10 protein-coding genes are annotated in these 12014 nt (G+C 55.2%); 6 read left to right on the plus strand and 4 right to left on the minus strand.

Features of this window, described 5'->3' with window-relative positions; translation table 11 throughout:
* Window positions 1–134: 134 nt before the first annotated feature.
* Window positions 135–2186 (minus strand): peroxidase family protein, encoded by a 2052-nt coding sequence (locus ACR0C3_RS08730; RefSeq protein WP_480758084.1) that lies wholly within the window; start codon window positions 2184–2186, stop codon window positions 135–137.
* Between the two features lie 431 nt (window positions 2187–2617).
* Between ACR0C3_RS08730 and ACR0C3_RS08735 the strand changes: the two genes are divergently transcribed.
* From ACR0C3_RS08735 to ACR0C3_RS08750, 4 genes are all read left to right on the plus strand, one after another.
* The gene (locus ACR0C3_RS08735) at window positions 2618–3439 is read left to right on the plus strand and encodes an amidohydrolase family protein (RefSeq protein WP_480758085.1); all 822 of its coding nucleotides are present in this window, start codon (window positions 2618–2620) and stop codon (window positions 3437–3439) included.
* Window positions 3436–3813 (plus strand): hypothetical protein, encoded by a 378-nt coding sequence (locus ACR0C3_RS08740; RefSeq protein WP_170642943.1) that lies wholly within the window; start codon window positions 3436–3438, stop codon window positions 3811–3813. Before ACR0C3_RS08735 ends, ACR0C3_RS08740 begins: the two co-directional genes overlap by 4 nt.
* A gap of 8 nt (window positions 3814–3821) precedes the next feature.
* On the plus strand, window positions 3822–4934 hold the full coding sequence (locus ACR0C3_RS08745) for a cytochrome-c peroxidase (RefSeq protein ID WP_480758086.1): 1113 nt from the start codon (window positions 3822–3824) through the stop codon (window positions 4932–4934).
* Window positions 4935–5141: 207 nt separating this feature from the next.
* Window positions 5142–5849, plus strand: a complete 708-nt coding sequence (locus tag ACR0C3_RS08750; RefSeq protein ID WP_480758087.1) for an IS6 family transposase — start codon at window positions 5142–5144, stop codon at window positions 5847–5849.
* A 145-nt stretch (window positions 5850–5994) separates the two neighbouring features.
* Here ACR0C3_RS08750 and ACR0C3_RS08755 read toward each other — a convergent pair whose 3' ends face one another.
* From ACR0C3_RS08755 to ACR0C3_RS08765, 3 genes are all read right to left on the minus strand, one after another.
* Window positions 5995–7272, minus strand: a complete 1278-nt coding sequence (locus ACR0C3_RS08755) for an O-antigen ligase domain-containing protein (protein WP_480758088.1) — start codon at window positions 7270–7272, stop codon at window positions 5995–5997.
* Complete coding sequence (locus ACR0C3_RS08760) at window positions 7269–8750, minus strand: GumC family protein (RefSeq protein WP_480758089.1); 1482 nt, start codon at window positions 8748–8750, stop codon at window positions 7269–7271. The genes ACR0C3_RS08755 and ACR0C3_RS08760 overlap by 4 nt, the downstream gene beginning before the upstream one ends.
* 114 nt (window positions 8751–8864) lie before the next feature.
* The gene (locus ACR0C3_RS08765) at window positions 8865–9479 is read right to left on the minus strand and encodes a response regulator transcription factor (RefSeq protein WP_170723061.1); all 615 of its coding nucleotides are present in this window, start codon (window positions 9477–9479) and stop codon (window positions 8865–8867) included.
* A gap of 252 nt (window positions 9480–9731) precedes the next feature.
* On the opposite strand from ACR0C3_RS08765, the gene ACR0C3_RS08770 reads away from it, so the two are divergent.
* Window positions 9732–11105 carry a WecB/TagA/CpsF family glycosyltransferase gene (locus tag ACR0C3_RS08770; protein ID WP_480758090.1) on the plus strand — a complete coding sequence of 458 codons (1374 nt, stop codon included), beginning with the start codon at window positions 9732–9734 and terminating at the stop codon, window positions 11103–11105.
* 20 nt (window positions 11106–11125) lie between these two features.
* Window positions 11126–12007, plus strand: coding sequence for a UTP--glucose-1-phosphate uridylyltransferase (locus ACR0C3_RS08775; protein WP_480758091.1), 882 nt, complete (start codon window positions 11126–11128; stop codon window positions 12005–12007).
* Window positions 12008–12014 lie beyond the last annotated feature (7 nt).

Here is a 12014-nt window from a genome sequence, read left to right on the forward strand (position 1 = left end):
TATTTTCCAAACATGACAAAGGTAGTGGATAAAATCGCAAACAGAGCAGGCCCTGTTTGCGAATACCAGAGGCAAATTTTCTGACTGTGTATGAAGTCTTAGTCAATTGCCAAAGTGTTGCCTCTCGTCAGCATCTAGGCAATCAAGTCTAGGCTACTGTGGTCAACGCTGATCGAGATCTGTGTCTCTAGATCATCCGCCTCCACGATGTCTCCAGCGATCAGGATTTCCTGTTCCTCGACTTCGCTTCGACGACCGTATGACAACGTTAGCAGCGTTGTGATTTCGTCGTCCTCCACTTCGTAGCTGATTAAAACACGCGAGGCACTGCCATCAATCTGGATCATATCGTCATCTGCTTTGCTAAAGTCAGCGATGAATGCTCCGCCTTCTTCAAAGACAAACCGGTCGGTTCCGCTACCGCCAACCACGGTATCGCCGTTTGCTGCGGTGATTACGTCATCGCCTTCAAAGCCAATCAAGAGATCGCGGTCATCGGTCCCAGTGAGAACATCGTTTTCATTGGTTCCGCCGATACGTCCAGCAGCAAAGAATACATCCTCTTGCTGATGCTCGATACCAGTGTTTGCCGCAATCACATCCGCCAGAGTCGTATCCCAGAGGGCCTTTACGTCACTTTTGTTCAGATACCCGGCTTCACTCCAATAGGCATCGCCATCCCGCAGACGCAGGAACTGATCGACTATCACTGCCGAGAAGGTTTCACCCAGAATACCGCCGTCTGCGGGGTCTTCGGCCAGCCCGCCGATCCAGGCGTCTAGGTCGTCAACACTGTCGTAAAGGTCCGAAAGCGTTGCCGCTATTTCGGCATCCGATGTCACGCCCGAGAAGTCTTCCACCCGTTCCAGACCGAACGCTTCACGCAGGTCGTTGTAGCTGGCGACGCCAAGGTCTCGACCGCGCTGAATATTGATCGATGCCAAATCCAGCCCGAAGGACCCATCGGGAGCAAACAGGAAGGAACGTACGTCCTCGACGACCATAGTATCAAGCTCTTGGGCTGTGCTTCCCATCAATCCGCGTAGGATTGGATCAATTCCCCCTGCGTCTTCAATGGCTTGCGGGTTTAAGAAGGCATCCTGCAGCGCAATAGACCCTTCCGCGATGCTGCTGCCATCTTCGTTAAGACGCAACAGATCTGACGACAAAAGAGAATGGCCAAACCGATAGGCCGCAGCTGAGAATTCGACTGCGATACCCGGATTGATCGTCGGATCATATCCGAAATAACTAGAGATAGCTTCTTCACCGACGAGGATTGGTAGGAAGTCGTTGAAGGTAATCGCCTGCAACTCTGCCTCGACCCGCATGCGGGCTGCATCAAAAAGCTCTTCTTCGGACAAACCAGGCTGTCGTTCTGCAAGTGTATCCACCCACCGGTTGTGTTCGCGCGCGAACAGTGTGTGCAGAGACGTCAGCGCGATATTCTCTGCTGCGCGTACGTCCCCCGCAAGAACACCGCCATCCTCGGTTTGAACTAGCAACCCATTGTCGTCCAGTATCAGATAGGCTCCATCACGCAGTGTGGCGGCTGTAGCTTGGTCAGAGCCATAAAGCATACTGCCATCAATAAACGCCGTGATTTCGTTGTGATATGTGCGCTCAAAATCCTCGCCACTGCCTTCAACCGGATCAGCCCGGAAGAAGGAAATTACGCCGCCGGGCTCAAAAACAGTATCACCCACAGGGGCGACGATCGGAGCGAATTCGGTGTCTCCGCCCTCGGTCAGGTCAAGGTCATGATCAATAAACTGACCCCAGGCCCAAACCATATCGCTGATACCAAAACTGCTGGGAATCTCACCTTCCTGGGCAACAACCGCATTGGAGATTGCACGTGGATTTGGTCTGCTGACGTCCATCTCTCCGATACCATCCACAAAACTGTTTGGTGCCAGTCTAAGTAGGTCCTGTCCGGCAGAACCCCAGTCAACTTTCGCCGCGTTGTTGCCGGTTCCATCTACGGCGCGAGCTACTATCTCGCTTACATCTTCGGAACGTGGGTTTTCGTCTCGGCCACGTCGATCTTCACGTTGACGATCACCGCGCTCTTCGAAGTTCTCGTTTGACCGGCGGTCTTGTCGATCGTCTCTTGGTTGTCTTCTTGCGGAGCTCTGCTTCATAGCGCACCTCTCTTGCCACGCGCCGAGGTAATCAGCGCGCATTGTGAATGTTCATGTTCAATTTGAGCGACAGCCGAGTGAAAGCCGCCGCAGATTGGGTGCACCCCGACCCAGCGTTACAAAAATCCGCAATAATAATGAGTTAAGAATTCATCGCGCCTCGATGCGAGCAACAAGCCGCTAGTTCTGAGAAGTATCGGCGGTCGACCGCTTGGATAAGCGCAAACCAAAAAACAATACCCGTTTCTTGGATGAGTAGCGCTTGGTCGCAACACTCGAGAAAAACGCTGAGACCGTTTGTTCCGCAAAGCGGACATTGAAAAGAGTTGCGACGAATGATTGCTCTGCGGACAAAGCAGGCGTTCTACGCGACCAAAATCAACTGGCAAAATGATTGGCTTTATACTGGCCGATCGTCGTAGGCTCTGGACGTTCTGCTACGATACACCACTGTCAGAAATGCAATAGTTCAAATGAGGAAGCTTACGGTGCTAAGATATCTCCTTCTCTTTGCCTTAGTCGTTTTGAACGGTACAGCGACCGCAGATGACCGACCAATCTTTGATGCGCATATTCACTACAGTCACGACGCTGTGGAGCTGGTCCCACCTGAACAAGTGGCTAGGATTTTGCGGGATGCTGGCGTGCGAAAGGCGCTTGTTTCCAGCTCTGATGACAATGGTACTCAACTGCTCTTGGACGCAGCGCCAGATATCGTTGTCCCGGCACTTCGTCCTTACCGTCGTCGCGGAGAGATCAACACCTGGATGCACGACGAAACTGTAGTCGACTATCTGGAAACAAATCTGGCGAAGAACGAATACGAAGCCATCGGCGAGTTTCACGCTTATGGCAATGATATCAAAACGCCGGTCATCCAGCATATGATCGCTTTGGCAAAAGAACGGAATTTAATTCTGCATCACCACGGCGATCGCGAGGCGGTTGACCTGATTTTCGAAACATGGCCCGAAGCCCGCGTTTTGTGGGCCCATTCAGGCTTTGTCGATCCTGAAAGTGTGGTAGACGCCCTGGACACCCACCCTAGACTCTGGGCCGATCTAGCGTTTCGTTCAGGTATGATTTCACAGGGCCGCGTCGACCCTGGTTGGAAGGCCGCGTTTGAAGCACATCCCGATCGTTTTATGGTTGGCACGGATACATTCGCCCCAGAGCGTTGGTACTACGTTGGCCCTCATGCCGACTATTCGCGTGAATGGTTAAGCCTTCTTCCAAATCAGATTGCAGACAATATTGCGTACGTAAACGCGGAACGTATGCTGGCAACAGAATGAACCTCTGGGCTTTTTGGTTTTTGATTTCATCAGGGCCGGTCGCTGCGTGTGAAGCGGTGGGGCAACGCGCAGCTTCAGATGCCGCAAACGCACCTGAGGTCTATGTCTCGTCAGGAGTCATTCCACTGGCTCAACCGTTTTCCATTCTAATCGAAGTCTGCAATGAAACTCCCGTGAGGGAAATACTTGTCGATGCAATCATGCCGGCTCACCAACACGGTTTAAACTACACTCCCAAGGTAACGGCGTTGGACGAAGGAAAATTCCGTATCGATGACCTGTTGTTTCACATGCCAGGTTTGTGGGAACTGCAAGTGGACGTCGACTACAATGGGCAATCGGTTTCCTATACAAGTGAGCTTGAGCTGAGATGAGGCTTTGGGTGTCAGTCGCGTTGGTGGTCTTGGCAAGTGCCGCGAATGCAGAAGTTTTGTTGTCTGAAGACGAAATTGAACAAACGCTTTCCTTCGGACCGTGGCCACCATCTTTGCAGCCGGATCCAAGTAACAGAGTTTCAAACGATGTCAGCGCGATTGCGCTCGGCGAGGCTTTGTTCAACGATCCGTTGTTGTCCGTCGATGGTGCCTTTGCCTGCGCAAGTTGCCATGATCCTGAGCAGGCATTTACTACGAAAGAAGCGCGCGCATTCGGCCGGATTCTGCTAGATCGGAACACGCCATCTCTGAGAAACCTAGCGGGTCTTCGATGGTACGGTTGGGGCGGCAAGAGTGACAACCTCTGGGCCGCCAGCTTACATCCCATCATCGAAGACGAAGAGATGGCGCACAATAGAGAGAGTCTGAAAGCAGCAATTTCTGACAGTCCGTATATTTATGACTTTGAGAAGATTTTTGGTGAGATCCAAAAGCAAGACCCAGAATTGGTTTTGGTAAACACGGCCAAAGCTTTATCAGCCTACCTGGAAACTTTAATTACAGAACCGACACAATTTGACGATTTTAGAGACGCGCTGGAACGCAGCGATTTTGCCGAGGCGGCGAACTATCCTGAAGCTGCACAGAGAGGTCTTCAGTTGTTCTTGGGACGCGGCAATTGTGTGTTTTGCCACAACGGTCCAAGATTCTCCAACAACGAGTTCCACGACGCCGGCGTACCATATTTTCTAAACGGAGCCGAAGTAGACGAAGGGCGGTTTGGCGGATTGAACATATTACTATCAAGCAAATATACCCTGGACGGGGATTGGAGCGACGATCCGGATAAGCAAGGGGCTTGGGCAGTTCGCGGTGTGCGCAGGAGCCATTCTGACTTTGGAACCTTCAGGACACCCAGCCTGCGGGGCGTAGCCGAAACAGCGCCCTACATGCATAACGGCAACTTGGTCGACTTGGATGCGGTAATCCGACACTACAGCGAAATTGACATGGAACGGTTGCACTCTGATGGTGAAGCCATACTCGCGAAATTGAGTTTATCCGAGCAGGAGATTGCAGACTTGGTTGCGTTCTTGGTGACGCTGTCTAGCAAACCTTAGACCTTTACCCGAGAGGAATTTGGGGTTTTCCACTTCTCTGAATAGTTAGACCTGACGATGGGATTCCGCCTTGGGCTCGGAGCGGTCATTCGCTGCACCTAGCGTGAACGACCGCTATCCCGGGCAGAAAGCGACCCGGATTAGGCGCAGGGTCTTGTCAGAAGAACTTTGCTTGAGGCGGGCAGGGTGGTTGCGTAGCTTTTGCCCATGACCAGACCCATGTCTTTCAAATACTTTAAAACCAGTCCCGAGATCATCCGCTTGGCGGTTATGCTGTACATCCGTTTCCCGCTCTCGCTTCGGAATGTCGAAGATCTGTTGCACGAGCGAGGCATCGACGTTAGCCACGAAACTGTCCGATATTGGTGGAACAGGTTCGGGCCGGTGTTTGCTGCGGAGATCCGAAGAAAGCGTGTGCAGCAACTGCGCGCCTTCTCCAAATGGAAGTGGCACGTTGACGAGGTTTTCGTGAAGGTGAATGGCAAGCGGCATTATCTTTGGCGGGCTGTTGATCACGAAGGTGAGGTGCTGGAAGCCGTTGTCACCAAACGCCGAAACAAAGCTGCAGCACTGAAATTCCTAAAGAAATTGATGAAGCGACACGGTTGCGCCAAAGAGATCGTCACAGATCGCTTCGCTTCCTACAAGGCTGCGCTCAGAGAAATGGGCGCGCTTGAAAAACAAAGGACGGGCAGGTGGCTCAACAACCGCGTCGAGAATTCGCACCTCCCATTTCGACGACGCGAACGCGCGATGCAACGTTTCAAACGCATGCGAAGTTTACAGAAATTCGCCTCCGTCCATTCTTCCGTCTACAACCACTTCAACCGGGAAAGATCGCTAGCCAGTCGAGATACCTTCAAGCTGACCCGCGCCGCCGCTCTTAGCGAGTGGCGTCAGCTTTGTTCCGGATAGGTTCGCGGTTTCCGCAGCAAACTGAGACTGGTTCGAATTAGTCTGACAGCACCCTCTACCATTCGTTCTCGAGAGTGGTAATTGAACCAACCCAAAAGAATGACGTCTGACACTACGCTGGTATCGCAACAATCCTAGCGGCGTATCAGCTTCCCAGACACACTGATTTGACCTCTCGCAAATGCAATCCGAGCATCAGTAAGGTCGGCCAGAGGAGATAGGTTTGGATTTCGACGTTCTCTCCAAAAGTCAGCAGGAGAACAGTGAGCAACAGCCCGAGCGGCAGCCTCCCGCGTTCCGACTTTATGGCGTCCAAGGTGACGATTGCGAAATGAACGAGGAAAGGGATGAGAAACGCGGCAAATCCGGTCAACCCTTTGACGAATAGCAACCCGTACCAGGTGTGATGGCTGCCGATCGGCATGTATTCGACAAGATGCGCTCCGGGTCTGACTGTGCCATGCCCGAATATCATAGCATCCGATTGCCACCGCTCATACGCAATACGCTGCAGCGTTTCGCGTACGCGTGTACTGTCGGCGCGCGCGGATCTGAAGCTGTAGAGGGCTCGGTTGCCGAATTCGACAAAGACTGCGCCCCAAACGGCTATGGCTGTGGTGGCTGTAGACAATAACAGCCATCCCAAGCTGCGGGCGACAAGCGGCAAAAGGCGGGGTGACAGCGAGCAGACTACTAATCCAACCAAGCCCATACGGGACTTGGACATCAGGATCATCAGAACTCCGGTAGCCAAACCGATCACCTTCCAGCTGCGGTGCTTTTCTTCGAGAGCAAACAAGACCATGCAGACGCCCAGCAAGGCCGCGAATGGCGACCAAGGCGCAAAGAACTGCCAACGCGGCGTGCCGCCGGCGGGGTCGATTGTATACAGGTAGACCGAGAAATACTCAGGCCCCGGGCCGCCCACTGCTTTCAACGGAGACGTAAACAGCAGATGTGGCAGACCGGCATAGGGGGCGACAATTAACAACGGCAGAATGCACAAGGTCCAAAGGCCCAGCGCGCATTGTCCTCTTACTAAAACCGCTCGCCGGATTGGTAAAACCGCCCCTGCAAGGATAAACAACGGGATCAGCGCCCAACCCTTGGCCCAACCGATGCTCGATTTGATCGTTTTGCTGGTGCCGAGGTTCCAATCCGCGTGGCCTGCCCAAAGTGAGACCAGCATAACCAGCATGCCAACGCTCCAGATCCAGACCAAGGCGGGGACGGGGCCGGTTGCGCGCATGTCCGAGCGGATCGCCGGGCCAAGGTAAAGTGACAATCCGGCCATCGCAGCCAACATCCAACCCAGCACTGGACCGACAACATAGAGCGCACCGAGCCCGTAGAACGGCCAGGTCCAGATCAGCGTGTACCAGACGATCTTTTCGGCCGGGGTTTGAGGGGCTACACGCGTCAAACTGCGGCCTCTCTCTGGTCTTTCAGCAGCTTTGAGATCAGCGGGTTCCGGACCCATGCCAGCACCAAACCCATCAGCAGCATAAAGCTTGCGGCGATCCCGGCGGCAATCGAGATCTTCTTGTTCGGTGAAGTCGGGCGGGTCGGAAGCGACGGGTTTTCCAACATTTGGATCAACGGGTAGGAGGCGTAGACATCGGTTTTTTTCGACTCGGACCGAGCGATGGCAGAGGCGAACACGGCTTCTGCCACTGCGAAATCTCTCTGCCGGTCCTCCAACTCAGCGGCGATGGGGGCGAGGTCTGACAAGCGCAGAGTTTCCAGACGAACTTGTGTGCGCAGCGTCGCGACATGTTCTTCCAATCCCGCACGCAAGGCATCCTCGCGCACCAACTCGCTGAGCAACTGCGCCCGTTGCCCTTCCGGCGCGCGATCCAGTCCACCGAGCTGCTCGGCCGTCAAGCCCGTCACCTGCGACGCGCGTTGTAACGCAACTGAACGCGCCCCTTCATAGTCGTTTTGGGCATTCACGTAGATCGGATGGCGCGATCCATAGGTCGCGTCAGCTTGCGCCAGCTTTGCAGCCCCCGCCGACACGTCCTCAAGCAACGATAGGTACTGCGCATCAGCATAGAGTTTCAGCGTTGCCGCCGCTGCATCAGAGGGCAGATCCAACGCGACTTGAAGCGCGGCGACACGTTCCGATTGGCGTGCCAGCTCGCTCTCCTGCGTACGCAACTCCTGCTTTGCACGGTCATTTGCAGCGACCTGCTCTTGGTATTGCGCGACTGATACTAGGCCGCTTTGCGACTGCAGCTGTTTGATTTCGGCCCGTGTGGCCTGAATTGCGCGCGTGTAGTCTTCGATCGCGCCCGTATTGCTGGCCTTACGGGTGGCAATTTCATCGGCGCGCAGGGCGTCAATTTCGGCGAAAAGAGCCGCCACAAGGGCGTCACCATATTGCTGAGCGTCAGCCGGAGAGGCCGCTTGAAGCTCGATATGGATCAGGCTGGTTTGATCGACCAGTTGAACCCGCGGCTTGCCAAACGCATCTCGGTCAGCCTCTACCGCCTTGGCTGCCGCATCGAGGATGCGATCGGCCGACAACAAACGTTTATACGTCTCGGTCGGGCTGATCGAACCGTTGGCAAAGGCAGAATTCGCGTATGAGGATGCCTGACCGATATTGGCCAGGTTCACCGATGCCGAAGCGCCAGACCCTGGCAGGATAAGCGATGCGTGTGAGGTGTATTTGACTGGCGCGGTTGCCAGATATCCGCTGATCGGGGCCCAGATGCAACTCGCCCCCAGAAGGAACAGTGCCACGTAACGGGGCAGGCGGCCTAGATCGCTAAGGCGCCCACCCTTTAAGATGCGACGCCACCCCAGCGTTCTAAAATTGGATCGGGAAATGCGCACCCAATGCAGAAATTGCATGTCGCGCGTGGAATCAGAGGAGTTCGAAATCTGTTGCGGCATGGAAAAACCCTTTCTTGCAAGGGTGATACACCGCATCTGATCGCCGATCATTCGCTCAGCAGGCTAGGGGCCGAGGGGATTGGGAGCGCCCCCTATCCCTTTGGATAGTGACGCTTAGAACAACCCCGCCTCGCGCGCGGCCAAGGCGGCCTGGGTTCGATTGCTGACACCAACTTTGCGGTACAAAGTCTTCATATGCAGTTTGATCGTCGGCTCTGACAGATCCAGATCGCGGGCGATTTCCTTGTTGGATTTGCCCTCAGTCAGTCCCTTGAGCACTTGCCGCTCTCGCTCTGTGAGTTTTTGAGCCATGGGGTGGGAGTCTTCGGGCTGCTCTGCGTTCATGAAACCAGCAGGAAGGTATTGTTCTCCCATCGCCATAAAACGGATCGCGTTCACCAGGGATTTGGCCGGAAGAGTTTTGGGGACGAAACCGGCCGCGCCAAGTTCCAGCGCGCGTTGCGCCAGATCGCGCGAGGTGTCGCCGGTAAACAATGCCACATGCTGGGCACCGTCCAAAGCGATGCAGGTTTCAAGTCCGGCCAACCCGTTCATGCCGGGCATGTTCAGGTCCAGAAGGACCAGATCAAAGGCTCCGTCGTTCTCAATCAGAGTCTTCGCGCCCGGGAAATCCGGCGCGGTCTCTACCTCGATCCCGCCTGCGGCATCTATAAAGGCAACGAGCGTGTCCAAAATAAGCTCGTGGTCGTCAGCAATAAGAACTTTCATCTCAAATCTCCGTCTGCCCCCAACCACACCCAAATGCGTTAATAAATCATTGAACCCATGGCATGAAGCCTTCCTGACGGACAGGTGAATATCCAATCGGATAGGTCAGCGGGCCGTTTCCACCACGCTATGTGCTGCGGGGGCGCTTGAATAGACCTATTCTCCGATCCCTCTCCGGATGCTCGCCTATCGGTTGCAGGATCACATTGGCAGTCTGAAGCCACAGATTGTCATCGTTGATCGGAGAGTTCCATGCAGTTCCTGTCAGTCCAAGATATGTACAAAGGCGCGCAGCCAACACCCATACCACCGCTGAAAAAGACCGAGATTTTGGGTTTGCCAATTGTGAATGCCCAATCTGGACAGGTGATCTCAAAACTGCTGGATGGGACGCGCCGGACGGTATTTTTCCTGAACGCACATTGCGCAAACATACGGGCCCGTAACCATACCTATCGAGCAGCATTGGCCCGGGCAGATATGATCCTACCTGACGGAATTGGAGTAGAGGTCGCGGCAAAGTTGCAAGGCGTCCCGTTGGCCGAGAACCTGAACGGTACGGACTTTGTGCCCAAACTGCTGAAACGCGCGGCGTGCCTTGGGCAGTCGGTCTACCTGTTGGGGGGACGTCCCGGAACAGCTCAGGCAGCGGCGGCGCGGTTGCAGCACATGTTCCCCGATTTGGCCGTGGCTGGTACCCGCGATGGCTACGCGGGGGCCGCGCGGGTTGATGAGGCGATCGACGATATCAACCAGTCCGGCGCGGACATCCTGTTGGTCGCGATGGGCGTCCCGCTGCAGGAGCTGTGGATCACGCAGAACCGCCACCGGCTTGATCCTTGTATCGCGCTGGGCGTGGGTGCTTTGTTTGATTTCCTGGCTGGCAACGTGCGCCGGGCACCGCGCATTGTTCGGCGCTTCCGGATGGAGTGGGCATGGCGGTTGGCGATGGAGCCCCGTCGCATGGCCCGCAGATATCTAATGGGTAATTTCGAGTTTCTCGGGCGTGCCTCGTACAATTCTGTTCCCAAGGTCTCAGCTTGTCGCCTGCTGGACCTCACTTTGGCGGTGGTCGCGCTGTCTCTTCTGGCCCTGCCTATGGCCGCAATCGCCGCATTGGTGCGATTGGACAGTCGCGGCCCCGCCTTTTTTCGACAGACACGTATCGGTCGAAACGGCGTGCCTTTCACGATGTACAAGTTCCGCTCTATGACGCAGTACGCCGAAACCCAGCGTGCGGACCTCCTCGCCCATTCGGATCGTGAAGGCGTGTGCTTCAAAGCAAAAAATGACCCGCGTATCACCCGTGTTGGGAAAGTTCTGCGCCGGTCCTCGCTGGATGAACTGCCGCAAATCTTCAACGTGCTGAAAGGGGATATGTCTTTGGTTGGCCCGCGCCCGGCCTTGCCCGAAGAGGTTGCAGCCTATCCTGAACAAGCACTTGAGCGCCTTCAGGTGCGTCCCGGTATCACTGGCCTCTGGCAGGTTTCGGGCCGCGCGGGCATCGGCTTTGACCGCATGATCGAACTGGATACGGCCTATGTCCGCGCCCGCTCGCCCCTTCTGAACCTATTTCTCATCGCAATGACCGCACGTGCCGTCGTCTCGGGCAGAGGCGCTTACTGATCAAACCTAGGAGCATTGAAATGACACGTATTCGCAAAGCTGTATTCCCAGTCGCGGGTCTGGGCACAAGGTTTTTGCCCGCCACCAAATCGGTGACCAAGGAGATGTTGCCACTGATCGACCGTCCCTTGATCCAATATGCGGTGGACGAGGCCCGCGCCGCCGGGATTGATGAATTCATCTTTATCACCTCAACCGGCCAATCCGCGCTGGAGACGTATTTTGGGCGGAACCCGGGGCTGGAGCGCAAACTGAAGGATGGCGGCAAAACCACCCTGCTGAACCGATTACGCTGCACGCACCTTGAGGACGAGACATACAGTTTTATCCAACAAGACAGCCCGCGCGGTCTGGGCCACGCAGTCTCTCTGGCGCGTGACATTGTCGGTAATGAACCCTTTGCCGTGATCTTGCCGGATGATGTGATCCACGCGCAGCGTCCGGTCCTGGCGCAAATGGTCCAGAACTTTGAAGGCAGCCACATGATCGCGACCGAAGCCGTCCTATCCGACCGGATCAGCGCTTATGGCGTGGTCGATATCGAGCAAAGGAGAGGGCAGGTGCAACATCTGAAAGGGTTGGTTGAAAAGCCATCCGCCGACCAGGCCCCATCCGAGTTTGGCATTGTCGGGCGATATCTGCTGCACCCTTCGATCTTCGATCAGCTGAACGGATTGGCACCCGGCGCGGGCAATGAAATCCAACTGACCGATGCGATCGCGGCGGATATCGAAAGGACCGGTTGCCACGGCTTCGCCTTTCAAGGAGAGCGCTTCGATTGTGGATCGGTCGCCGGATATCTTGAGGCAACCACCGTCTTTGCGTTGCAACGTGCCGAACTGCGGGACGGGTTCAAATCCATGCTACGTCAGCGCATGAACCTCCTGTCTGCCGCCGCATAAGACAGAG

It is taken from the genome of Ruegeria sp. CK3 (assembly GCF_056536565.1).

Excerpts from the sequence above, each read along its gene's own strand:
- ACR0C3_RS08760 (WP_480758089.1), bottom strand. The coding sequence starts at position 8,750 with ATGCCGCAACAGATTTCGAACTCCTCTGATTCCACGCGCGACATGCAA.
- ACR0C3_RS08735 (WP_480758085.1), top strand. The coding sequence starts at position 2,618 with ATGAGGAAGCTTACGGTGCTAAGATATCTCCTTCTCTTTGCCTTAGTC.
- ACR0C3_RS08750 (WP_480758087.1), top strand. The coding sequence starts at position 5,142 with ATGACCAGACCCATGTCTTTCAAATACTTTAAAACCAGTCCCGAGATC.
- ACR0C3_RS08775 (WP_480758091.1), top strand. The coding sequence starts at position 11,126 with ATGACACGTATTCGCAAAGCTGTATTCCCAGTCGCGGGTCTGGGCACA.
- ACR0C3_RS08770 (WP_480758090.1), top strand. The coding sequence starts at position 9,732 with ATGCAGTTCCTGTCAGTCCAAGATATGTACAAAGGCGCGCAGCCAACA.
- ACR0C3_RS08740 (WP_170642943.1), top strand. The coding sequence starts at position 3,436 with ATGAACCTCTGGGCTTTTTGGTTTTTGATTTCATCAGGGCCGGTCGCT.
- ACR0C3_RS08730 (WP_480758084.1), bottom strand. The coding sequence starts at position 2,186 with ATGCGCGCTGATTACCTCGGCGCGTGGCAAGAGAGGTGCGCTATGAAG.
- ACR0C3_RS08765 (WP_170723061.1), bottom strand. The coding sequence starts at position 9,479 with ATGAAAGTTCTTATTGCTGACGACCACGAGCTTATTTTGGACACGCTC.